This window comes from Streptomyces ortus (assembly GCF_026341275.1).
Lineage (GTDB): Bacteria > Actinomycetota > Actinomycetes > Streptomycetales > Streptomycetaceae > Streptomyces > Streptomyces ortus.
This window is the reverse complement of sequence record NZ_JAIFZO010000002.1, coordinates 1,136,554-1,159,917: the sequence shown is the minus strand read 5'-3', so window position 1 is coordinate 1,159,917 and position 23,364 is coordinate 1,136,554. Positions and strand designations below refer to the sequence as shown.

General features: G+C 69.9%; 21 protein-coding genes. 11 read left to right on the top strand and 10 right to left on the bottom strand.

Annotated features, from left to right (window positions below; genetic code table 11):
* Positions 1-28: 28 nt before the first annotated feature.
* Genes K3769_RS08380 through K3769_RS08360 form a run of 5 tightly spaced genes read right to left on the bottom strand, consistent with a single transcriptional unit; the run spans position 29 to position 2,537 of the window.
* Complete coding sequence (locus K3769_RS08380) at positions 29-229, bottom strand: hypothetical protein (protein WP_267025797.1); 201 nt, start codon at positions 227-229, stop codon at positions 29-31.
* A complete protein-coding gene (locus tag K3769_RS08375; protein ID WP_267025796.1) occupies positions 214-693 on the bottom strand; it encodes a hypothetical protein in 480 nt (159 codons plus the stop codon). Before K3769_RS08375 ends, K3769_RS08380 begins: the two co-directional genes overlap by 16 nt.
* On the bottom strand, positions 677-1,138 hold the full coding sequence (locus K3769_RS08370) for a hypothetical protein (protein WP_267025795.1): 462 nt from the start codon (positions 1,136-1,138) through the stop codon (positions 677-679). The genes K3769_RS08375 and K3769_RS08370 overlap by 17 nt, the downstream gene beginning before the upstream one ends.
* 39 nt (positions 1,139-1,177) lie before the next feature.
* Positions 1,178-1,828, bottom strand: a complete 651-nt coding sequence (locus K3769_RS08365; protein WP_267025794.1) for an MBL fold metallo-hydrolase — start codon at positions 1,826-1,828, stop codon at positions 1,178-1,180.
* 10 nt (positions 1,829-1,838) lie between these two features.
* Positions 1,839-2,537, bottom strand: a complete 699-nt coding sequence (locus K3769_RS08360; RefSeq protein ID WP_267025793.1) for a maleylpyruvate isomerase family mycothiol-dependent enzyme — start codon at positions 2,535-2,537, stop codon at positions 1,839-1,841.
* 226 nt (positions 2,538-2,763) lie between these two features.
* Between K3769_RS08360 and uvrA the strand changes: the two genes are divergently transcribed.
* A complete protein-coding gene (gene uvrA, locus K3769_RS08355) occupies positions 2,764-5,838 on the top strand; it encodes an excinuclease ABC subunit UvrA (RefSeq protein WP_267025792.1) in 3,075 nt (1,024 codons plus the stop codon).
* A gap of 249 nt (positions 5,839-6,087) precedes the next feature.
* On the opposite strand, the gene K3769_RS08350 is transcribed toward uvrA, so the two are convergent.
* The 5 genes from K3769_RS08350 to K3769_RS08330 all read right to left on the bottom strand — a co-directional run bounded on the left by K3769_RS08350 (position 6,088) and on the right by K3769_RS08330 (position 10,026).
* Positions 6,088-6,999 carry a carbohydrate kinase family protein gene (locus tag K3769_RS08350; protein ID WP_267025791.1) on the bottom strand — a complete coding sequence of 304 codons (912 nt, stop codon included), beginning with the start codon at positions 6,997-6,999 and terminating at the stop codon, positions 6,088-6,090.
* On the bottom strand, positions 6,996-8,027 hold the full coding sequence (locus K3769_RS08345) for a LacI family DNA-binding transcriptional regulator (RefSeq protein WP_267025790.1): 1,032 nt from the start codon (positions 8,025-8,027) through the stop codon (positions 6,996-6,998). Before K3769_RS08345 ends, K3769_RS08350 begins: the two co-directional genes overlap by 4 nt.
* 208 nt (positions 8,028-8,235) lie before the next feature.
* On the bottom strand, positions 8,236-9,189 hold the full coding sequence (locus K3769_RS08340; protein ID WP_267025789.1) for a hypothetical protein: 954 nt from the start codon (positions 9,187-9,189) through the stop codon (positions 8,236-8,238).
* Positions 9,190-9,555: 366 nt separating this feature from the next.
* Positions 9,556-9,732, bottom strand: a complete 177-nt coding sequence (locus K3769_RS08335; protein WP_267025788.1) for a hypothetical protein — start codon at positions 9,730-9,732, stop codon at positions 9,556-9,558.
* Between the two features lie 138 nt (positions 9,733-9,870).
* Positions 9,871-10,026 carry a hypothetical protein gene (locus K3769_RS08330; RefSeq protein WP_267025787.1) on the bottom strand — a complete coding sequence of 52 codons (156 nt, stop codon included), beginning with the start codon at positions 10,024-10,026 and terminating at the stop codon, positions 9,871-9,873.
* A gap of 164 nt (positions 10,027-10,190) precedes the next feature.
* On the opposite strand from K3769_RS08330, the gene uvrC reads away from it, so the two are divergent.
* The 10 genes from uvrC to K3769_RS08280 all read left to right on the top strand — a co-directional run bounded on the left by uvrC (position 10,191) and on the right by K3769_RS08280 (position 23,186).
* Positions 10,191-12,245, top strand: coding sequence for an excinuclease ABC subunit UvrC (gene uvrC, locus K3769_RS08325; RefSeq protein WP_267025786.1), 2,055 nt, complete (start codon positions 10,191-10,193; stop codon positions 12,243-12,245).
* Positions 12,242-13,321, top strand: coding sequence for an RNase adapter RapZ (gene rapZ / locus K3769_RS08320; RefSeq protein ID WP_267025785.1), 1,080 nt, complete (start codon positions 12,242-12,244; stop codon positions 13,319-13,321). Before uvrC ends, rapZ begins: the two co-directional genes overlap by 4 nt.
* Entirely contained in the window at positions 13,318-14,433 is a 1,116-nt protein-coding gene (locus K3769_RS08315) for a gluconeogenesis factor YvcK family protein (protein WP_267025784.1), read from the top strand. The genes rapZ and K3769_RS08315 overlap by 4 nt, the downstream gene beginning before the upstream one ends.
* Positions 14,424-15,413, top strand: a complete 990-nt coding sequence (gene whiA / locus K3769_RS08310) for a DNA-binding protein WhiA (protein ID WP_107017634.1) — start codon at positions 14,424-14,426, stop codon at positions 15,411-15,413. The genes K3769_RS08315 and whiA overlap by 10 nt, the downstream gene beginning before the upstream one ends.
* A gap of 526 nt (positions 15,414-15,939) precedes the next feature.
* The gene (locus K3769_RS08305) at positions 15,940-18,891 is read left to right on the top strand and encodes a M14 family metallopeptidase (RefSeq protein WP_267025783.1); all 2,952 of its coding nucleotides are present in this window, start codon (positions 15,940-15,942) and stop codon (positions 18,889-18,891) included.
* Between the two features lie 191 nt (positions 18,892-19,082).
* Positions 19,083-20,093: a type I glyceraldehyde-3-phosphate dehydrogenase gene (gap, locus tag K3769_RS08300; protein ID WP_267025782.1), complete on the top strand. Its 1,011-nt coding sequence runs from the start codon at positions 19,083-19,085 to the stop codon at positions 20,091-20,093.
* Positions 20,094-20,229: 136 nt separating this feature from the next.
* Positions 20,230-21,441, top strand: a complete 1,212-nt coding sequence (locus tag K3769_RS08295) for a phosphoglycerate kinase (protein WP_267025781.1) — start codon at positions 20,230-20,232, stop codon at positions 21,439-21,441.
* Positions 21,442-21,447: 6 nt separating this feature from the next.
* Positions 21,448-22,224, top strand: a complete 777-nt coding sequence (tpiA, locus tag K3769_RS08290; RefSeq protein WP_267025780.1) for a triose-phosphate isomerase — start codon at positions 21,448-21,450, stop codon at positions 22,222-22,224.
* A 160-nt stretch (positions 22,225-22,384) separates the two neighbouring features.
* Positions 22,385-22,615, top strand: a complete 231-nt coding sequence (gene secG / locus K3769_RS08285) for a preprotein translocase subunit SecG (RefSeq protein WP_016826779.1) — start codon at positions 22,385-22,387, stop codon at positions 22,613-22,615.
* A gap of 235 nt (positions 22,616-22,850) precedes the next feature.
* A complete protein-coding gene (locus tag K3769_RS08280; RefSeq protein WP_003957010.1) occupies positions 22,851-23,186 on the top strand; it encodes an RNA polymerase-binding protein RbpA in 336 nt (111 codons plus the stop codon).
* The last annotated feature ends 178 nt before the right edge of the window (positions 23,187-23,364 follow it).

The window sequence follows — 23,364 nt, the reverse complement described above, 5'->3', positions numbered from 1 at the left end:
GGGGGCCCGTATGAGGCCCCCTCCCGGCTTAGTTCACAGGCTTTCCGTACCGCTCCTCGATCGCCTCCCTCGCCTTACCGCACGCCGACTGCCAACCCATCGGCGTGAAGAACGACCACTTCGGCTTCTTGTCGCACTCCCCGGCATGCCACGAACACACGCCCTTATGGGCCTTCGACTTCTTGCCGTGCAACGCCGAGTTGAAGCGGAACTTCAGGAGGTGAGACACGCCGTCTCCTCCTGCCCGGCGCACATGTACAACGGCACACCCTCAACGTGGTCCAGCAGGCTCATCTGCGACGGGAAACGCCCACACCGCGAGCACCTCCAGCCCTGCGCCTCCGGTGAGAACGCCCGGCCGGCCAGGATGCCCCGGTACGACACGCACGGCTCCTTCACCAAGCCGTACACCTCATCCAGCAGACCAGGCGTCGGGTATGCGTTGTTGTTCTGCATCCACAACCACACGTCCGGGTCGTTCCACTCCGCCAGCATCACCAACCCGAGATCCCGGACCAGCGCCTGATCGAACGCCCCTGCGGTATCGGGTCCGGCAGGCAGGAACGTCACATCGCTGCGGATCAGGGATTCGAGGTTCTGCCAGCCGATGCAGAACAGCGAACCGAAGCGGGCGGCGCAGTCCCGTAGCCGGAACCACAACCGGTCATCCGTGCTGTCACGTGCGATGAACATCGTGACCCCACAGCACAACCAGAGTTCCGATGAGCTTCTCCCTCACCCGCTGAGGGAGGTCCCGGCGTATCTGCGGCCACAGCCCGGCATGCTGCTGGCACACCGGGATCTTGTTCCGCAGCCGGTCCGTGCCGTCCTTCGACAGCGGCAGCGCGTACGTGATGTCCACTGCGGACTGCGTGCAGAACGCGCACGTCGCCGTCTTCAGCAGGACGAGCCGCCTGTGGTGCTCCCACCTGCGGCGGTCCTTCGTCGCCGTCCGCATGTCCCACTGGTAGGGGGCACCGTCCAGCTGGGCGTGCCGGGCGTTCCGCAGGAGCTGCGCGTTCACCCGGACCGCGTCGTTCAGGTCGAGCGCCCACCCGGCGGCGATCCACCGCTTGAAGTGGGCCAGTCTGAACTGCGGGTTCCCCACCGCGAACGCGATGGCGTGGGGCTCGTTCATGGGGCCTGTCCTCTCGTGAGAGGTGGCCCCGGGGACCGACTACCAGCCGCGTGCGCGCCACTCGGGGATGTGAGGTCGTTCTGCCCCGAGGGAGGAGTCGTTGCCGTGTCCGGGATAGATCCACGCCTCGTCCGGGAGGCCGAAGATCTTCTCTTCCAGTCCGTCCATCAGTGACGTGAAGTCCGCAGGATTTGTTGTCCGTCCAGGACCACCGGGGAAGAGGCAGTCCCCCGTGAACACATGAGGGTGTCCGTGCGGGTCGTCGTAGACCAGCGCGATCGAGCCGGGCGTGTGGCCCACCAGGTGGCGGGCGGTCAGTTCCACGTGTCCGACCCGGATGGTGTCCCCGTCCGCGACCGGTACGTCGGTCGGCACGGGGATGCCCTCGGCGTCGTCCCGTCCCGCGTACGTACGCGCGCCCGTGGCCTCCACGACCTCGGCGAGGGCCTGCCAGTGGTCGCCGTGCTGATGCGTGGTCACGACGGAGGCGATGCCGTCGGCGCCGATCAGGGTGAGCAGGGTGCCCGCGTCGTTCGCCGCGTCGATCAGCAGCTGCTCGTCCGTGGCCCGACAGCGCAGCACATAGGCGTTGTTGTCCATCGGGCCGACCGCGACCTTGGAGATCATCAGGTCCCGCAACTCGTGCACGTCCGCAGGGCCGCCGACCCTCACCGCTCCGCTGTAGGTCATGCCGCTCAGCCTATAGCGGGGGCAGTACGGGAAGCGGTCCGCCCTCCGTGCGCAGAGCCGACCCGGCACGGCGTCCCGCGAGCCAGCCGAGCAGGGCCGGGGCGGGACCGGTCACGGTGACCTCGGGGGACTTTTCCGCGTCTTCGGAGCCGCGCCCCGTGCTCCACGCGCGCGTGCCGTCCGTGACGCGCGTGGAGGGGACCTCGGGGTGTCCGGCGAAGCGGTCCGCTAGGAACGCGATCTCCCGCTCCCTGAACTCCGCCGGCAGGTCCTCCAGCTCGTACCCGATGCCCAGGTCGACGTGGTGCAGCTCCACCTCGATCCAGCGCCGGAACGGCACCCTGGCCGCCGCGTCGGTGACCCCGTTGCGCAGCTCCACGGTCCGGGACCAGTCGGCGGGCGCGGCCCCGGTCTCCTGGAAGCGGGCCGCGCTGTCGCGCAGGTCGACCAGGTGTGTCTTGAGGGGGTGGGGGGCGTCCCGTTCGATCTCGGCGTCCCGGGCCTCCCCGGAGGAATACATCGGCCGGCCCTCCAGGACGTTCACCAGGGCGTCCGCGTTGCGGGCGAGATGGGCCAGGACGTGTCCGCGGCTCCAGCCGGGCAGCCGTGACGGTTCGGTCACATCGGCGTTGTCCAGGGCGGCGACTGCGGTGAGCAGCCGTTCGGTCGCGTCACGTACAGACGCCAGGTCGCGCACATGATCATTCATGCGTCCGACGATAGCTCCGGTACGCGTTCGGGTGAAGGTGGCGGACAACGTCCGGTAATCGAATGTGCGTGCTATAAGGTCGGGGGTGGCGCCGGGCATTCTTGGAAGTCCGGGATTGTTCTCACCGAGGCGAACCGAACCGGCGTTGTCAGTGGCTCCCCCTAGTCTGAGAAAAGACGTGGGGCCTCGGCCCTGTCACTTCTCTCTAGAAAGGTGCGGACCCGGCGTGGCCGACCGTCTCATCGTCCGTGGAGCGCGCGAGCACAACCTGAAGAATGTCTCGCTCGACCTTCCGCGCGACTCGCTCATCGTCTTCACGGGCCTGTCGGGGTCGGGCAAGTCCTCGCTGGCCTTCGACACGATCTTCGCCGAGGGACAGCGGCGCTACGTGGAGTCCCTTTCCTCGTACGCCCGGCAGTTCCTCGGCCAGATGGACAAGCCGGACGTGGACTTCATCGAGGGTCTGTCCCCGGCCGTCTCCATCGACCAGAAGTCGACCTCGCGCAACCCGCGCTCGACGGTCGGCACCATCACCGAGGTCTACGACTACCTGCGACTGCTCTTCGCGCGTATCGGCAAGCCGCACTGCCCCGAGTGCGGCCGTCCCATCTCGCGCCAGTCGCCGCAGGCCATCGTCGACAAGGTCCTGGAGCTTCCGCAGGGCAGCCGTTTCCAGGTGCTCTCGCCGCTGGTGCGCGAGCGCAAGGGAGAGTTCGTCGATCTCTTCGCCGACCTCCAGACCAAGGGGTACAGCAGGGCCCGGGTCGACGGCGAGACGATCCAGCTCACCGAGCCGCCCACGCTGAAGAAGCAGGAGAAGCACACCATCGAAGTGGTCGTCGACCGTCTCACGGTCAAGGAGGGCGCCAAGCGCCGCCTGACCGACTCCGTGGAGACCGCGCTCGGCCTCTCCGGCGGCATGGTCGTGCTCGACTTCGTCGACCTCCCGGCCGACGACCCCGAGCGCGAGCGGATGTACTCGGAGCACCTGTACTGCGCGTACGACGACCTGTCCTTCGAGGAGATGGAGCCCCGCTCCTTCTCCTTCAACTCGCCCTTCGGCGCCTGCCCGGAGTGTTCGGGCATCGGCACGCGCATGGAGGTCGACGCCGAGCTGATCGTCCCGGACCAGGACAAGTCGCTCGACGAGGGCGCCATCCACCCCTGGTCGCACGGGCACACCAAGGACTACTTCGCGCGCCTCATCGGAGCCCTCGCGGACGCGCTGGGATTCCGGACCGACATCCCCTTCGCCGGTCTCCCGCAGCGCGCCAAGAAGGCCCTCCTGTACGGGCACAAGACACAGATCGAGGTCCGCTACCGCAACCGGTACGGCAGGGAGCGCGTGTACACCACGCCCTTCGAAGGCGCCGTCCCCTTCGTGAAGCGCCGGCACAGCGAGGCCGAGAGCGACACGAGCCGCGAGCGCTTCGAGGGCTACATGCGCGAGGTGCCCTGCCCCACCTGTGAGGGCACGCGTCTCAAGCCGGTCGTCCTCGCGGTCACGGTCATGGAGAAGTCCATCGCCGAGGTCTCCGCCATGTCCATCAGTGACTGTGCGGACTTCCTGGGCAAGCTGCGGCTCGACGCGCGCGACAAGAAGATCGCCGAGCGCGTCCTGAAGGAGGTCAACGAACGGCTGCGGTTCCTGGTCGACGTCGGCCTGGACTACCTGTCGCTGAACCGCGCCGCGGGCACCCTCTCCGGCGGCGAGGCGCAGCGCATCCGGCTGGCCACCCAGATCGGCTCCGGCCTCGTGGGCGTCCTGTACGTCCTCGACGAGCCCTCCATCGGACTGCACCAGCGGGACAACCACCGCCTCATCGAGACGCTGGTCCGGCTGCGCGACATGGGCAACACGCTCATCGTCGTCGAGCACGACGAGGACACCATCAAGGTCGCCGACTGGATCGTCGACATCGGTCCCGGCGCGGGCGAGCACGGCGGCCATGTCGTGCACAGCGGCTCCCTGAAGGAGCTCCTCGCCAACGAGGAGTCACAGACCGGCCAGTACCTCTCCGGCAAGAAGGCCATCCCGCTGCCCGATGTCCGGCGCCCGCGCGACCCGTCCCGGCAGCTCACGGTGCACGGCGCCCGCGAGAACAACCTCCGGGACATCGACGTGTCGTTCCCGCTGGGCATTCTCACGGCCGTCACGGGTGTCTCCGGCTCCGGCAAGTCGACGCTGGTCAACGACATCCTGTACACGCACCTGGCCCGCGAGCTGAACGGCGCGAGGAGCGTTCCCGGCCGCCACACGCGCGTGGAGGGCGACGACCTCGTCGACAAGGTCGTGCACGTCGACCAGTCGCCGATCGGCCGCACCCCCCGGTCCAACCCGGCGACGTACACCGGTGTCTTCGACCACGTCCGCAAGCTGTTCGCCGAGACCACCGAGGCGAAGGTCCGCGGCTACCTGCCCGGCCGCTTCTCCTTCAACGTCAAGGGCGGCCGCTGCGAGAACTGCTCGGGCGACGGCACGATCAAGATCGAGATGAACTTCCTGCCGGACGTGTACGTCCCGTGCGAGGTCTGCCACGGGGCCCGCTACAACCGGGAGACCCTGGACGTCCACTACAAGGGCAAGTCCATCGCCGACGTCCTGAACATGCCGATCGAGGAAGCGATGAACTTCTTCGAGGCGGTCCCCGGGATCTCCCGCCACCTCAGGACACTCAACGACGTCGGCCTCGGCTACGTCCGGCTCGGCCAGTCCGCGACGACCCTGTCCGGCGGTGAGGCCCAGCGGGTGAAGCTCGCCAGCGAGCTCCAGAAGAGGTCCACCGGACGCACGGTGTACGTCCTCGACGAGCCGACCACAGGGCTGCACTTCGAGGACATCAGCAAGCTGCTCGTCGTGCTGTCCGGCCTGGTCGAGAAGGGCAACACGGTCATCGTCATCGAGCACAACCTCGACGTGATCAAGACTGCCGACTGGGTCGTCGACATGGGCCCCGAGGGCGGGGCGGGCGGTGGCATCGTCGTTGCCGAGGGCACGCCCGAGGAGGTGGCCGGGGTGTCGACCAGCCACACGGGCAAGTTCCTGCAGGAGGTGCTGGGCGCCGAGCGCGTCAGCGACGCCTCACAGGCGAAGCCCGTGCGCAAGACCGCCACCAAGAAGAAGGCCGTGGCGGCCACGGCGACGACGAGGAAGACGGCGACGGCCAAGACCACGACGGCGAAGTCCGCGGCGGTCGGCGCCACCGCGGCCAAGGGCGCCAGCGGCACGGCCGTGAAGAAGACGGCCGTCGCCAAGAAGGCGACCCCGGCGAAGAAGACGGCCCGGGCCCGCAAGGCCTGAACGGGGTGACCGGCTGCAGGGCCTTGTAGTCCTGTACGTCGTCACCGTCACGCGCCGCGCCCCACGGGAAAGTCCGTGGGGCGCGGCGCGTTCTGGAATCAAGACGGGTGTTCCGCCCAAGGGCCGAGGGGGTGCCAGGTCCGGCCGTCTTGTGACGGCGGGCGCGTCGTGGCTGGTCGCGCAGCTCCCCGCGCCCCTTTGCGGCGCTCGCGCAGTTTCCCGTGCCGCTCGGGGCGCCACTGAGGTCGCTCAGAAGGCGTCCAGTTCATGTGCGTACGGCGGTTCCGCGCCCGCGCGCGAACAGGTGATCGCCGCGGCCCGGGCGGCGAACCGCAGCAACTCGCCCCAGCCGTCGGCCCCCAGACCCACCGGCCCCACCTCGGAGAGCGCGTCGCGGGCGGCGAGGCCGTGCAGCAGCGCCGCGTTCACCGTGTCGCCCGCGCCGATCGTGTCCACCACGTCGACCGGTTCGCCCGGCACGGAGTACTCCCCGCCGTCGCGGGTGAAGGCGGTCAGCCCGTCGCCGCCCCGCGTGATCACGACGGCCGAGGGGCCGGAGGCCAGCCATTCGCGCGGTGTGCCGCCCAGCCAGCGGGCGTCCTCCTCGGACAGCTTGAGCAGGGACACCGAGGGCAGCCAGCTCTTGAACCGGGCCCGATAGGCGTCCGGATCGGGGATGAGTCCCGCGCGGATGTTGGGATCCAGCGTGGTGAACACCCCTTGGGCGGACGCGGTCCGCATCAGCTCCTCGTACGCGCTCGCACCTGGTTCCAGGACGAGCGAACAGGTACCGAAGGACACTACCCGCGCCCCCTCGGGAAGTCGGTCGGGCGCCGAGAACAACCGGTCCGCGGTGCCCTCGACATAGAAGGAGTACCCGGCTGAGCCGTCCGCGGCGATGGACGCCACGGCCAGGGTCGTGGGCTCGGCGCCCCGCTGCACCGACGACACGTCGACGCCCGCCTCGCGCAGTCCGTCGGCCAGTGCCGCACCGAAGGCGTCGGTCGAGATCCGGGAACAGAAGGCAGCGCGGGAGCCGAGCCGGCCCAGCGCGACCGCCGTGTTGTACGGGCCGCCGCCGCGCCGCGGAGCGAGTGCGGCGAGCGCGCCCGGCTCACTGGGCACCAGGTCGATCAGGGCCTCACCGGCGACGACGATCACGAGTCGGTTCCTTTCTCGGGGCAACCGCAGGAGGTGCGGTGGACGAAGGTGGAGGGCAGCCGGACCGTACGGGCGGGGCGGCCGGGGGAGTCCAGCCGTTCCAGCAGCAGCCGCACGGCCCGGGCCCCGATCTCCTTGCTGGGCTGGGAGATCGTGGTGAGCCGGGGCGAGAAGAGGTCCGCCCAGGAGAAGTCGTCGAAGCAGCACAGGGCCAGATCGCCGGGCACCGACAGACCTCGCGCCCGGACTGCCCGCAGCGCACCGATGGTCATCGCGTTGTTGGCGGTGATCAGCGCCGTCGGCGGTGCGGGCAGGGACAGCAGGGCATCGGTCGCCCGCTCGGCGCCGGCCGCCTCCGAGTTGCCGGGGATCACGAGCCGCTCCTCGTGGGCGAGTCCCGCGTGCGCCAGACCGAGCCGGTAGCCGGTGATCCGTTCGCTCGTCGTGCTGAGGCCCGCGAGGCCCGCCACCAGGCCGATCCTCCGGTGGCCCCGTTCGGCGAGGTGGGTGACCAGGCGGGTGACGGGCTCGGTGTTCTCCGCGGACACCTGGTCGAACGTGAAACCGGGCGCCGCGACGTCGTCGACCAGCCGGTCGAGGAACACCGTCGGTACGCCGTGCCGACCGAGGTAGCCGAGCAGCTCCCGAGGGTCCGCGGAGGGCGCGACGATCATGCCGTCCACGCGTCGCTCGTGCAGGAGCTGGACCACCTTGCGCTCATGGACCGGGTCGTCGTGCGGATCCGCGATCAACAGGCTGTAGCCGTGCTCCAGGGCGCTCGCCTCCACACCCTGGAGGATCTCCGTGAAGTAGGGGTTGCTGATCGCCGACACCGCGAGCCCGATGGACCGGGTGCGCGCGGTGACCAGGGATCGGGCCAGGCCGTTCGGGGTGTAGCCGAGTGTCTCGATGGCGTCGAGGACGGCCTGGCGCGTGTGCGGCAGCACCGGGCGCGTGTCGTTGAGCACGTGCGAGACCGTCGCGACGGAGACGCCCGCGTGCCGGGCCACATCGACCATCGTCGCCATGCCGTACTCCCCGCTGCCCCGGCGCGCCGTGCCCTGCTCCGGCCTGCGCCGCCCTGACCTGTCTGGCCCGCCCCGCCCTGTGTTCCGCCGGGTCGCGCCCGCAAGCGGCTGTCGTCCGCGAAGGTACCCCATCAGAAAGGGTACGTAAACGCTTACGCAAGCGTTTACGTGCTCGCGGAAAAGGCGGCCGAGCCATCCGGACGGCCGCTCACTCCCAGTCCCACCCGATTCCCACGATCCCCGACCGCACCCGCTGCTCCACCATGTGGACCGAGCGGTGGTGGCCGCTCAGGGACAGTTCCCGGCGGCCACCGCGGGGCGCCGCCGCCGAGTGCTGGGCGAACCGGTGGCAGCGCACGGGCAGCGCCTCCTCGGAGAACCGCACCTCAAGGGCGTACTGCCCGCCGGAGAAGCCGAACCCGCGGACGTACTCGCCGGACGCGCCGGCCGTGCCGTCCTCGACCCCGTAGCGGAAGAGGAAGGTGTCGCCCGCCCGCAACAGCGTGTCGAAGAGGAGCTCGGCCACCAGCACCCCGGTCTCGTGGTGCCACAGCACGCGTCCCGTGCGGCAGTTCTCCAGGGCGTGCACGGTCATGCGTTCCGGGGCGCAGCCGGGATCGCCGTGGTGGACGGCCACATAGCGGTCGACGCCGTCCTTGTGGGCGCGGACGATGTGCTGGGAGTCGCGCGCCAGCAGCTCACGGCGTGCGCCGATCCGTACCCGTTCGTGCTGGCCGATGGCGAGCAGCCCGCCGTCGGGCGGTGAGTCGAGTTCGGCCAGCAGCTTCTCGAGGGCTCCGGAGGCCTCGACCAGTGCGCGGTACGAGCGCGCCGAGGGCCGTTCTCCGGTGGCGTGGCCGTCGGCGGTCGTGAGCAGGCGGATCAGCGACTCCTCCGGCAGTTGGAGTATCTCCTCCAGGGCGCGCACGGCCCGCAGGGACTCGGCCCGCTGGGGACGCCGGGCGCCCTGCTGCCAGTAGCTCAGGCTGGTCACGCCGACCTTGACCCCGTACCGCGTCAGATGGTGCTGTACACGCTGCAACGGCAGTCCGCGAGCGGTGATCGCGGCGCGCAGCGCGACATGGAAGGGGCCGGTCCGCAGCGCCGTGTCCAGTTCCGCCGCCACGACGTCCACGTCCGCGCGCTGTGTGCCGTGCCGCATGCAGGGGCCCTTCCGTTGAAGCTGCAACGGCTTGTCGTGCCGTTCGCACTGTTCGAGGGGGCCGTCCCGGTCGACGTACGGGGGATGGTCGCAGGCGTACGCCGTGGTTCACGGCCCAAGTAAGACCGCATTGAAGCCTGTTGACCAGGCCCGGACAACACCTGAGGCGCAACTTCGCCGCGACCGGCGTTGCCGGGGCGTAGGTATGGGCGCGTACGTGCGGGCCCGGAACCGGACGGGCCGGCCCGGACATGCGGCGGCCCGGAGCGTGGGCGGTGAGGGTCCGACGCGGATGCGTCCTGGACCGGTACACGCGTGCGCTCCGGGCCGCCTTCGTGCTGGGGAACGGCGAGGTGGCCGTTCGGTTCAGGGGCGGGGCTCCCCGCCCTGCTGGGCCGACCGCAGGCGCAGGCGCTTGGCGCGCACGATGTCGGGGTCGCGGGGATCGAGGCCGGACAGCAGGCTGTCGCCGAACCGTTCCTCGTCCTGGTACGGGCGGACCCGGACCGATCGCCGTGTCTTCTCGATCCGTGTCTGTCGCATCTTCCGCAGCCCTTCGGTCATCGACCCGACGCCCTTGTCCGGGGCGGTGGATCCACCTGCATCTGCACTGCTACGAGCATTGCCCCGAATTGTCTTCGTGTCGTCACGGCCAGCCCCCGAAACAGGTTCCGGTGCACCTCAAATGCCCACCTCGTGCCAGCCGTAACCGTCCACGTCCGAGGGGGTGTTGTGCGCGGGTCGCGGCGGCGGGCCCGTCGGCGGGTGCGGCATCGGCCGGTCGAGGGGGCCGGCGAGGGTGTTCGGCAGGGCGTGAGGGCGTGTTGATCGGGGCATGCCAGGTGAGCTGATCGGGGCATGCCAGGTGACCTCCCGGACCGGACCCGGCTGGATCAGGAAGCCCGGCGCGATTCGGAATCCGGCCGGCGCGGTCCGGAATCCGTCCGGCCCGGGACCGGCGGGCCGCCGCGCTGTCACACCCCGCCAGTAGGGTGTGAGACATGGCCGACCCCTCCAGCTACCGCCCCAAGCCGGGACAGATCCCCGACTCGCCAGGGGTCTACAGATTCCGCGACGAACACCGCCGGGTGATCTACGTCGGGAAGGCGAAGAGCCTGCGCCAGCGCCTGGCCAGCTACTTCCAGGACCTCTCGAACCTCCACCCGCGTACGCGCACGATGGTCACCACGGCCGCGTCGGTGGAGTGGACGGTGGTGTCCACGGAGGTCGAGGCGCTCCAGCTGGAGTACTCCTGGATCAAGGAGTACGGCCCGCGGTTCAACGTCAAATACCGCGACGACAAGAGCTACCCCTACCTCGCGGTCACCATGAACGAGCGGTTTCCGCGCGTGCAGGTGATGCGCGGCCAGAAGAAGAAGGGCGTGCGCTACTTCGGTCCCTACGGGCACGCGTGGGCGATCCGCGACACCGTGGACCTGCTGCTGCGCGTCTTCCCCGTCCGGACGTGCTCCGCGGGCGTGTTCAAGAACGCCGAGCGGACGGGCCGCCCCTGTCTGCTCGGCTACATCGGCAAGTGCTCCGCCCCCTGTGTCGGACGGGTCTCGCCCGAGGAGCACCGCGAACTCGCCGAGGAGTTCTGCGACTTCATGGCCGGCCGCACGGGCACGTACATCCGCCGTCTGGAGCGGCAGATGACGGACGCCGCCGAGGCCATGGAGTACGAGCGCGCCGGCCGGCTGCGCGACGACATCGGGGCCCTGAAGAAGGCCATGGAGAAGAGCGCCGTCGTACTCGCCGACGCGACGGACGCCGATCTGATCGCGTTGGCCGAGGACGAGCTGGAAGCCGCCGTGCAGATCTTCCACGTACGCGGTGGCCGGGTGCGCGGCCAGCGCGGCTGGGTCACCGACAAGGTCGAGGCGGTCACCACGGGAGACCTGGTCGAGCACGCGCTCCAGCAGCTGTACGGGGAGGAGAGCGGCGACTCCGTACCGAAGGAGGTGCTCGTCCCCGCGCTGCCCGACCCCCTGGAACCCGTCCAGCAGTGGCTCACCGAGCGGCGCGGGTCGAACGTGTCGCTGCGGATCCCGCAGCGCGGCGACAAGAAGGCCCTCATGGAGACGGTCGAGCGCAACGCCCTCCACTCGCTCGCCCTGCACAAGACCAAGCGCGCCTCCGACCTGACGACCCGCTCCCGCGCGCTGGAGGAGATCGCCGAGGCCCTCGGCCTGGACAGCGCGCCCCTGCGGGTCGAGTGCTACGACATCTCGCACCTCCAGGGCGACGACGTCGTGGCGTCGATGGTCGTCTTCGAGGACGGGCTGAGCCGCAAGAGCGAGTACCGCCGCTTCCAGATCAAAAGCTTCGAGGGCCAGGACGACGTCCGCTCCATGCACGAGGTGATCACCCGCCGCTTCCGGCGGTACCTCGGCGAGAAGGAGAAGACCGGCGAGTGGGCCGACGGCGAGGCGGGTCTCACCGAGGAGGACGGGCGGCCCAAGCGTTTCGCGTACCCGCCGCAGCTGGTCGTCGTCGACGGCGGCAAGCCCCAGGTCGCGGCGGCCCAGCGGGCCCTGGACGAGCTGGGCATCGACGACATCGCCGTCTGCGGCCTCGCCAAGCGCCTCGAAGAGGTCTGGCTGCCCGGCGACGACGACCCGGTGGTACTGCCACGTACCAGTGAAGGGCTCTATCTTCTTCAGCGTGTGCGCGACGAGGCGCACCGCTTCGCGATCACCTATCAGCGCGCCAAGCGGGCCCGGCGCTTCAGGGCGAGCCCGCTCGACGACGTGCCGGGCCTGGGTGAGACTCGCAAGCAGGCATTGATCAAGCATTTCGGTTCGGTGAAAAAGCTGCGATCCGCGACGATCGACCAGATCTGCGAGGTTCCCGGCATAGGCCGTAAGACGGCGGAATCGATCGCCGTGGCCTTCGCCCAGGCGGCTCCGGTGGCTCCCGCCGTGAACACCGCGACCGGAGAGATCATGGAAGACGAGGATCACGTGGAGGACGCGGCACCCGAAACGACGGCGGGTGTCGCAGAGGAGCCCGTGTCCGCGGGCGCCTCGGACGAGCGACGGGGGCAGGAAAGATGACCGGGTACGAGCAGGAAGAACCGGTGGCGCCGCACACGACGGACGCCGGAACCGACGTACCGCACACAGCCGGGACCGAGGCCTCGCACAAGGAAGCACGCGAAGATCGGCCGCAGCGGACCGCGGCGGCCGGCGGGGCCGGTCCTGCGGAACAGGAAGACGGAGCGGAAGTGAACACGGGCACGACCATCGAGAAGGCAGGCGTCCCCGAGGCGGCCATCCCGGAGCTGGTGATCATCTCCGGGATGTCGGGCGCGGGCCGGTCCACCGCCGCCAAGTGTCTGGAGGACCTGGGCTGGTTCGTCGTCGACAACCTGCCGCCCGCGCTGATCCCCACCATGGTGGAGCTCGGTGCCCGCTCGCAGGGGAACGTGGCACGCATCGCGGTCGTCGTCGACGTCCGGGGCCGCCGCTTCTTCGACAACCTGCGCGAGTCCCTCGCCGACCTGGAGACCAAGCACGTCACCCGGCGCATCGTCTTCCTGGAGTCCTCGGACGACGCCCTGGTGCGCCGCTTCGAGGGAGTGCGCCGGCCGCACCCGCTGCAGGGCGACGGCCGCATCGTCGACGGCATCGCCGCCGAGCGCGAACTGCTGCGCGAGCTGCGCGGCGACGCCGACCTGGTGATCGACACCTCCAGCCTGAACGTGCACGAGCTGCGCGCCAAGATGGACGCCCAGTTCGCCGGGGAGGAGGAGCCCGAGCTGCGGGCCACCGTCATGTCCTTCGGCTTCAAGTACGGCCTGCCGGTCGACGCCGACCTGGTCGTGGACATGCGGTTCCTGCCCAACCCGCACTGGGTTCCGGAGCTGCGCCAGTACACGGGCCTCAACGAGGAGGTCGCCGCGTACGTGTTCAATCAGCCCGGCGCCAAGGAGTTCCTGGACCGGTACGCCGAACTGCTGCAGCTCATCCAGACGGGCTACCGCCGTGAGGGCAAGCGGTACGTGACCATCGCGGTCGGCTGCACCGGCGGCAAGCACCGCTCCGTCGCCATGTCGGAGAAGCTCGCTGCCCGCCTGGTGTCCGAGGGAGTGGAGACGGTCGTCGTCCACCGGGACATGGGCCGCGAATGACACGACGTTCTCTGCGGCTGGACCGGCTGCGGCGGGGCGGTATCGACGGGCGCGCTGTCGACGGGCCCGGCGGCAGGCCCGCCGACGCCCGCGGTGCCAGGCCCGCCAAGCCCGCCGAGGCCCGTGGTGCCAAGCCGCGCCGCCGCGGCGCCCAGCCCAAGGTCGTGGCGCTGGGCGGGGGCATGGGCCTGTCCGCCTCGCTCGCCGCCCTGCGCCGCATCACCGGCGACCTCACCGCCGTCGTCACGGTCGCGGACGACGGCGGCTCCAGCGGCCGGCTCCGTGACGAACTGGGTGTGCTGCCGCCCGGTGACCTGCGCAAGGCGCTGGCCGCGCTGTGCGGCGACGACGAATGGGGCCAGACCTGGGCCCGGGTCATCCAGCACCGCTTCCAGTCCCAGGGCGAACTGCACGAGCACGCGGTCGGCAATCTGCTGATCGTCGCCCTGTGGGAGCAGCTGGGCGACCACGTCCAGGCGCTCGACCTGGTCGGCAGGCTGCTGGGCGCGCACGGCAGGGTGCTGCCCATGTCCGCTGTACCGCTGGAGCTCCAGGCGCTGGTCAAGGGCCACGACCCGGACCGGCCCGAGGACGTCGACACCGTGCGGGGGCAGGCGACCGTGGCGCTCACCCCCGGCGAGGTGCAGTCCGTGCACCTCGTGCCGCACGACCCGCCGGCGGTCCCCGAGGCCGTCGCCGCGGTCCTCGACGCGGACTGGGTGGTGCTCGGTCCCGGCTCCTGGTTCTCCTCGGTGATCCCGCATCTGCTCGTGCCCGAGCTGCTCGACGCCCTCACCGAGACGAAGGCGCGCCGGGTCCTTCCGCTGAACCTCGCTCCGCAGCCCGGAGAAACAGAAGGCTTCTCACCGCAGCGTCATTTGGAGGTTTTGGGACGACACGCCCCTAAACTCGCCCTGGACGTGGTGTTGGCCGACGAGGCCGCCGTGCCCGACCGCGAGATACTCGCCGACGCCGCCAAGCGGTTCGGCGCGGCGGTCGAGCTGGCGCCCGTGGCCAGGACCGACGGGACTCCGAGGCATGATCCGGAGCTGTTGGCCGCCGCGTACGACCGTATTTTTCGGATGCATGGAAGGATCGGCCCATGGCGATGACGGCAGCGGTGAAGGACGAGATCTCCCGGCTTCCCGTCACCCGGACCTGCTGCAGAAAGGCGGAGGTCTCCGCCATCCTGCGGTTCGCGGGCGGCCTTCACCTGGTGAGCGGCCGGATCGTGATCGAGGCGGAGCTGGACACCGCGATGGCGGCGCGACGGCTGAAGCGGGACATTCTTGAGATTTTCGGCCACAGTTCCGAGCTGATCGTGATGGCGCCGGGCGGGTTGCGCCGCGGTTCGCGTTACGTCGTCCGGGTGGTTGCGGGCGGTGACCAGCTGGCCCGCCAGACGGGGCTCGTGGACGGCCGTGGACGCCCGATCCGGGGGCTGCCGCCGCAGGTGGTCTCGGGGGCCACCTGCGACGCCGAGGCGGCCTGGCGCGGGGCCTTCCTGGCGCACGGCTCGCTCACCGAGCCGGGGCGCTCGTCCTCGCTGGAGGTGACCTGCCCGGGGCCTGAGGCCGCGCTCGCGCTGGTCGGGGCGGCGCGGCGGCTGTCGATCGCGGCGAAGGCGCGCGAGGTGCGGGGGGTCGACCGGGTCGTCGTGCGGGACGGGGACGCGATCGGGGCGCTGCTGACGCGGCTCGGGGCGCACGAGTCGGTGCTGGCGTGGGAGGAGCGGCGGATGCGGCGGGAGGTTCGCGCGACGGCGAATCGTCTCGCCAACTTCGACGACGCGAATCTGCGGCGGTCGGCTCGGGCGGCCGTTGCCGCGGGGGCGCGGGTGCAGCGGGCGCTGGAGATTCTCGCGGACGAGGTTCCCGAGCATCTCGCGGCTGCGGGGCGGTTGCGGATGGAGCACAAGCAGGCGTCGCTCGAGGAGCTGGGGGCGCTTGCCGAGCCGCCGCTGACGAAGGACGCGGTGGCGGGGCGGATTCGGCGGCTTCTCGCGATGGCCGACAAGCGGGCGCAGGATCTTGGTATTCCGGGGACGGAGTCCACGCTCAGCGAGGAGATGGCTGACAACTTGGTGGGGTGAGCGGGGGCGGTCCCCTGGGGGACGGGTTGTTTGTGGGTGCGGGGGAGTGAGGGCTGGTTGCGCCGTTCCCCGCGCCCCTGGGTCGGCGGGGCCGCGGGTTTGTGGGTATGTGCGGGTCAGTGAGTGGTGGTTGCGCCGTTCCCCGCGCCCCTGGGGTGGGTCGGTCCGCGGGTTTGTGGGATTGTGCGGGTCAGCCGGGGTGTTGCGCAGTTCCCCGCGCCCCTTGGGGTGGGTGGGGACGAGGCGTGTGGGTTTGTGCGGGTCGGTCGGGGTGTTGCGCCGTTCCCCGCGCCCCTGGGGTGGGTCGGTCCGCGGGTTAGTGGGATTGTGCGGGTCAGGGAGGCTATTGCGCCGTTCCTCGCGTCCCTAGGGTGGTAGGGGCGCGGTCTCAACTGACTGGTGCGGGCGGGTAATTGGGGGCGTCGGTTCGGCGGGGGCCGTGTGTGTTGTGCTATTGACTTGACCATGGTCTGTCATGAGCCTGGCATCTGTTCGCCGCAGTGGCGGACTACCGCAAGGGGGGCTCATGAGACGAAGAGCGAGATCGATCCTCGCTGCCGGCGCACTCCTGCTCGGCGGAGTGGCGGCCGCACCCGTCGCGCAGGCGGATCCGGGCGCCGCGGCCGACCCGGGCGCGGACCAGGTCAAGGTGTTCCGCGCGGACGTCACGAAGGAGCAGGTACCCCTGCTCCTCGCGGCCGGCCAGGACAGCCACGAGCTGGGCGAACGCGTACCGCAGAAGGGCACGGCCACCGTCGAGGTCTACCTCACCGACAAACAGGCCGAACAGCTCGAGGACAAGGGCGTCGACCTCGCCGAGCACAAGCTCTCGGCCACGGCACGCGCGCGTGTGGCCGCCGCGGGGGACGGCGTCTTCCGGCCGTACAGCGGCGCGGGCAACCTCAAGGAGGAGATCGTCAGGACGGGACAGCAGAACCCGAACCTGACGAAGGTCGTCTCCATCGGCAAGACCCTCCAGGGGCAGGACATCCTGGCCCTCAAGCTCTCCAAGGGCGCCAAGAAGACCAAGGACGGCGCCAAACCCGCCACGCTGTACATGTCCAACCAGCACGCCCGCGAGTGGATCACGCCCGAGATGACCCGGCGCCTGATGCACTACTACCTGGACAACTACGGCAAGGACCAGCGCGTCACCAAGCTCGTGGACTCCACCGAGCTGTGGTTCGTGCTGTCCGCCAACCCGGACGGGTACGACTGGACGTTCAAGCCGGAGGGCGACCGCCAGTGGCGCAAGAACCTGCGTGACGTCAACGGCGACGGCGCCCTGACCGTCGGCGACGGCGTCGACCTCAACCGCAACTTCGCCTACAAGTGGGGCTACGACGACGAGGGGTCCTCGCCGTATCCGACCAACCAGACCTACCGCGGCGCGAGCGCCGGCTCCGAGCCCGAGACCAAGGCGATCGACGCCTTCGAGAAGCGCATCGGCTTCGAGTACGGCATCAACTACCACTCCGCCGCCGAACTGCTCCTCTACGGAGTCGGCTGGCAGGTGGCGACGCCGAGCCCCGACGACGTGCTCTACAAGTCCCTCGCCGGGACCCCCGAGAACTCGGCGATCCCCGGCTACCGCCCGCAGGTCTCCTCCGAGCTCTACACGACCAACGGCGAGGCCGACGGACACGCGTCCAACGTCAACGGCACGGCGATGTTCACCCCTGAGATGTCGACCTGCCAGACCGTGTCGAACCTCTACCCGGACGACCCCTGGAACGCCGCCGACTGCGCGTCGGTCTTCACCTTCCCGGACGACGAGAAGCTGATCCAGGACGAGTTCGTCAAGAACATCCCGTTCGCGCTCTCCGTCGCCGAGTCGGCGGCCAGGCCCGACCAGCCGAAGTCCTCGGTCGGCATCGGCGCCCCCGACTTCACCCCCGCCCCCTTCACCACCTCGTACTCCCGCGGCGCCGACCAGGAAGTCTCCGTGGTCGCCCGCAGGTCCGTACGCGACAAGGAACTGAAGTACCGCGTCAACAACGGCCGTACGAAGGACCAGGACCTCAGGGCCTGGAAGGGCGGCGAGACCTACGGCGGCGAGGACAACCTCTACTTCGACGAGTACCGCGCCAAGGTGCGCGACGGAGCGCCGGGTGACAAGGTCGAGGTCTGGTTCGCCGGCGAGACCCGGAGCGGGAAGCCCACCTCCAGCACGCACTTCACGTACACCGTCGCCGAACGGCCCCGCGCCGACACGCTGGTGATCGCGGAGGAGGGGGTGACGGCGACCAAGGCGCAGACCTATGTGGACGCGCTGAAGGCCAACCGCCGCAAGGCCGTCGTCTGGGACGTCACCACCCAGGGCGCGCCCGACGCGCTCGGCGTCCTGAGCCACTTCAAGTCCGTCGTCCACTACACCGGCGCCCCCCGGCCCGGGTACACCACCCAGCTGCAGTTGCGTGCCTACCTCAACGAGGGCGGCAAGCTCGTCGAGGCGGGCGAGCAGGCGGGCGGCCAGGTAGCGCTGCCGGGCGCCCTGACGGACGACTTCAGCCAGTACTACCTGGGCGCCTACTCCCGTACGACGACTCCGGGCGCCACCGCCTTCACCGGCTCGGGCAAGCTCGCGGGCACCGGGGGACCGCTCGGCGACACGCCCGGCAACCCGCTGAACGCGGCGGGCGCCTACAGCGTCACCTCGGACACCCTGCCGGCCGACCGGTTCCCGCAGTTCGCCAGCGAGGGCGCCGGAGGATATCCGGGCACGGTCAACCCGTACGGACCGTACGAGGGCGCTTCCATGGCGGCCGTCACGCACACCGACTACGCCTGGAACCGGCTCGGCCGGACCATCGACCTCACCGGGGTGAGCGCGGCCGACGCGCCCACCCTGCGCACCCAGCTCCTGTGGGACACCGAGGAGGGCTACGACCACGCGGTGCTCGAAGCGCACACGGCCGGGGCCGACGACTGGACCACGCTCCCCGACAAGGGGGGCGCCACCAGCACGGCCGTTCCCGCCGAGTGCGAGGCCGGGTTCTTCATGCAGGGGCACCCCGCCCTCGCGCGCTATCTGACCCGGGGCGCGACCGCGTGCACCCCGACCGGCACGAGCGGCTCCTGGAACAGCTTCACCGGGGCCTCGGCGGGCTGGCAGCAGGTCGAGTTCGACCTCTCCGCGTACGCCGGGAAGACGGTGGAGGTGTCGCTCGGCTACATCACCGACCCGGGTTCCGGCGGACACGGGGTCCTCGCCGACAACGCCTCCGTCGTGATCGGCGGCACGGCCACCGAGACCGAGGGCTTCGAGACGTCCCTCGGCGCCTGGAAGGTCCTCGGACCGCCCGCGGGCAGCCCCGCGGTCATCCAGGACTGGGGCCTGTCCGGCGAGCTCTTCAAGACGTACGGCGCGGTCACCACCCGTGACACCGTGCTGTTCGGCTTCGGCCTCGAACACGTCACCGCGGCGGCCGACCGCACCGCCCTGCTGGGCAAGGCACTGGCCGCGATCGGCGGCTGACACGGCTCCACGGGGCATCCACCCGGAGGGCGGTCCGTACCCCTACTGGCGGGTACGGACCGCCCTGCCGTGTATGGGGCATCTCGATGTCACCCCGGGAGCCTCAGGGAGGTAGGGTCGTAGGCGGTCGGGGACATCCCATACAACTCGCCGGCGTCCACAGCCGGCGTACCTAACGAGGAGATCGGTTCGTGACGATCCGCGTAGGCATCAACGGCTTTGGCCGCATCGGTCGTAACTACTTCCGCGCGCTGCTGGAGCAGGGTGCAGACATCGAGATCGTGGCTGTCAACGACCTGGGTGACACCGCGACCACCGCGCATCTGCTCAAGTACGACACCATCCTGGGCCGCCTCAAGGCCGAGGTGTCGCACACCGACGACACGATCACCGTCGACGGCCACACCATCAAGGTGCTGTCCGAGCGCAACCCCGCCGACATCCCGTGGGGCGACCTCGGCGTCGACATCGTCATCGAGTCGACCGGCATCTTCACCAAGAAGGCCGACGCCGAGAAGCACATCGCGGGCGGCGCCAAGAAGGTCCTCATCTCGGCTCCGGCCAAGGACGAGGACATCACCATCGTGATGGGCGTCAACCAGGACAAGTACGACGCGGCCAACCACCACGTCATCTCGAACGCCTCCTGCACCACCAACTGCGTGGCGCCGATGGCCAAGGTCCTCGACGAGAACTTCGGCATCGTCAAGGGTCTGATGACGACGGTCCACGCGTACACGAACGACCAGCGGATCCTGGACTTCCCGCACTCGGACCTGCGCCGCGCCCGCGCCGCCGCCGAGAACATCATCCCGACCACCACGGGTGCCGCCAAGGCCACCGCGCTGGTCCTGCCGCAGCTCAAGGGCAAGCTCGACGGCATCGCGATGCGCGTCCCGGTCCCGACCGGCTCCGCGACCGACCTGGTCGTCACGCTGCAGCGCGAGGTCACCAAGGACGAGGTCAACGCCGCGTTCAAGAAGGCCTCCGACGACGGCGACCTCAAGGGCTTCCTGACCTACACCGAGGACCCGATCGTCTCCTCCGACATCGTCGGCGACCCGGCCTCCTGCACCTTCGACTCCTCCCTGACCATGGTCCAGGAAGGCAGCACGGTGAAGATCCTCGGCTGGTACGACAACGAGTGGGGCTACTCCAACCGCCTCGTCGACCTCACGGTCTTCGTCGGCGAACAGCTCTAGGTCCAAGAAGCAAGGCACCTCGTGTGAGCACAGGGCCCGGGCAGCGCACCGCCGCGCACCCCGGGCCCTGTGGCACGTGCTGAGCGATCAGCCCTGACCTGACTCGGACAAAAGAGCTTCCCTAGGAGTCCACTTCATGAAGACGATCGACGAACTTCTCTCCGAAGGGGTCGACGGCAAGCGGGTCTTCGTGCGCGCCGACCTGAACGTGCCGCTCGCCGACGGTCTCATCAGCGACGACGGCCGCATCCGCGCCGTCCTGCCGACCGTCAAGGCCCTCGCCGAGGCCGGTGCCAAGGTGATCGTCGCCTCGCACCTGGGCCGCCCCAAGGGCACCCCGGACCCCGCCTTCTCGCTGCTGCCCGCCGCCGAGCGGCTCGGCGAGCTCCTCGGCGCGCCCGTCGCGTTCGCCCAGGACACCGTCGGCCCGGCCGCCCACGACGCCGTGGACGGGCTGCAGCCCGGCCAGGTGGCGGTCGTCGAGAACCTGCGCTTCAACGCCGGTGAGACGTCCAAGGACGACACCGAGCGCGGCGAGTTCGCCGACCGGCTGGCGGCCCTGGCCGATGTCTACGTGGGCGACGGTTTCGGTGCCGTGCACCGCAAGCACGCCTCGGTCTTCGACCTCCCGGCGCGGCTGCCGCACTACGCCGGCTACCTCATCGCCACCGAGGTCGGCGTCCTGAAGAAGCTCACCGAGGACGTCGAGCGCCCCTATGTCGTCGCCCTCGGCGGCTCCAAGGTCTCCGACAAGCTCGCCGTCATCGACGAGCTGCTCGGCAAGGCCGACCGGCTCCTCATCGGCGGCGGCATGGCCTTCACCTTCCTCAAGGCCAAGGGGTACGAGATCGGTGCCTCCCTGGTCCAGGACGACCAGCTGCCCGCCGTCAGGGAGTACGTCGAGCGCGCCGAGAAGAACGGCGTCGAGCTGGTCGTCCCCGTCGACGTCGTGGTCGCGGCCGGCTTCCCCGACCTGAAGACCAAGGCGCCGTCCGACCCCGCCACCGTCGCCGCGGACGCCATCCCGGCCGACCGGATGGGCCTGGACATCGGCCCTGAGACCGGCGCCCTGTACGCCTCGAAGCTCGCCGACGCGGCCACCGTGTTCTGGAACGGTCCGATGGGCGTCTTCGAGCACCCCGACTACGCCGAGGGCACCAAGGCGGTCGCCCAGGCCCTGCTCGACTCCCAGGCCTTCACGGTCGTCGGCGGCGGCGACTCCGCCGCGGCCGTCCGCATCCTGGGCTTCGACGAGAATGCCTTCGGCCACATCTCCACCGGTGGCGGCGCCTCCCTCGAATACCTCGAGGGCAAGACGCTCCCCGGTCTCGCCGCACTGGAGGACTGACCCCGTATGACCACTCGCACGCCGCTGATGGCGGGCAACTGGAAGATGAACCTCAACCACCTCGAGGCCATCGCCCATGTCCAGAAGCTCGCCTTCGCCCTGGCCGACAAGGACTACGACGCCTGTGAGGTCGCGGTCCTGCCGCCCTTCACGGACCTGCGCTCGGTACAGACCCTGGTCGACGGCGACAAGCTCAAGATCAAGTACGGCGCCCAGGACATCTCGGCGCACGACTCCGGTGCCTACACCGGCGAGATCTCCGGCGCCATGCTGGCCAAGCTCAAGTGCACGTACGTGGCGATCGGCCACTCCGAGCGCCGCCAGTACCACGCCGAGACCGACGAGATCGTCAACGCCAAGGTGAAGGCCGCGTACAAGCACGGCCTCACCCCGATCCTGTGCGTCGGCGAGGAGCTGGACGTCCGCGAGGCGGGCAACCACGTCACGCACACGCTCAGCCAGGTCGAGGGCGGCCTCAAGGACCTCCCCGCCGAGCAGGCCGAGTCGATCGTCATCGCGTACGAGCCCGTCTGGGCCATCGGCACCGGCAAGGTCTGCGGCGCCGACGACGCCCAGGAGGTCTGCGCGGCGATCCGCGGCAAGCTCGCCGAGCTGTACTCGCAGGAAGTGGCCGACGCCGTCCGTATCCAGTACGGCGGCTCGGTCAAGTCCGGGAACGTCGCCGAGATCATGGCGAAGCCCGACATCGACGGCGCCCTGGTCGGCGGCGCGGCGCTGGACGCGGACGACTTCGTCAAGATCGTCCGGTTCCGCGACCAGTAGACCGGCCTCCGGATGTGAAGCGCCGAGCTGCGAGTATGCGGTAGCGGTGTTACGTCGTACCCTTGCGGGGGCCGGACGGCTTCGAACCCGAAGCACCGGCCCCCGTCGTCCGTCCAAGAGTCGTCCGTCCAAGTCCGAGGAAGTTGGTCCAGCCGTGGTTATGGGGTTCTCGATCGCCCTGATCGTCTTCAGCCTGTTGCTGATGCTGCTGGTGCTGATGCACAAGGGGAAGGGCGGCGGTCTGTCCGACATGTTCGGCGGCGGCATGCAGTCGTCCGTCGGCGGTTCCTCGGTCGCCGAGCGCAACCTCGACCGCATCACCGTGGTCGTCGGCCTGCTGTGGTTCGCCTGCATCGTGGTGCTGGGCATCATGATGAAGGTCAACAACTGACCCCGGCCGAACCAGGCACGGCAGCACGAACGCACATTACCCAAGCACATTCCGCACGTAAGGCCCCATGTCCGGTACGCGCCCGCAGGCGCGGCCTATCATGGGGCTTGCGTCTGTGCGCGGGGGTGTAACTCCTATCACTGGACGCGCGTTGGGCCTTACGTAGACTGAGGCGCCCGCAGCGAAGCGTCACGCCGACTCGCTTCGCGGCACCATCACGCAGGGAGTTACGACCGTGGCAAGTGGCAACGCGATCCGAGGAAGCCGGGTCGGGGCGGGGCCGATGGGCGAGGCCGAGCGTGGCGAGTCCGCGCCCCGGCTGCGCATCTCCTTCTGGTGCTCCAACGGGCACGAGACGCAGCCCAGCTTCGCCAGCGACGCGCAGGTCCCCGACACCTGGGACTGCCCCCGCTGCGGCTTTCCCGCCGGACAGGACCGGGACAACCCGCCGGACCCGCCGCGCACCGAGCCGTACAAGACGCACCTCGCGTACGTACGGGAGCGGCGCAGCGACGCGGACGGCGAGGCGATCCTCGCCGAGGCGCTCGCCAAACTGCGGGGCGAGATCTAGGAGCGAGGCGCGGCATTCCAGGAGCGGCGCGGTATTCACGAGTGGCGAGCCGGCCGGGCACCGAGAGGTGTCCGGCCGGCTGTGTCTCGTGCCGGACGCCCTTTTTCACGGCGTATTTTTTGTACGCCCCCAGTCGTGCGGCTTCTCCGTCGCCATGCTGACACCTGCGGGTGAACCG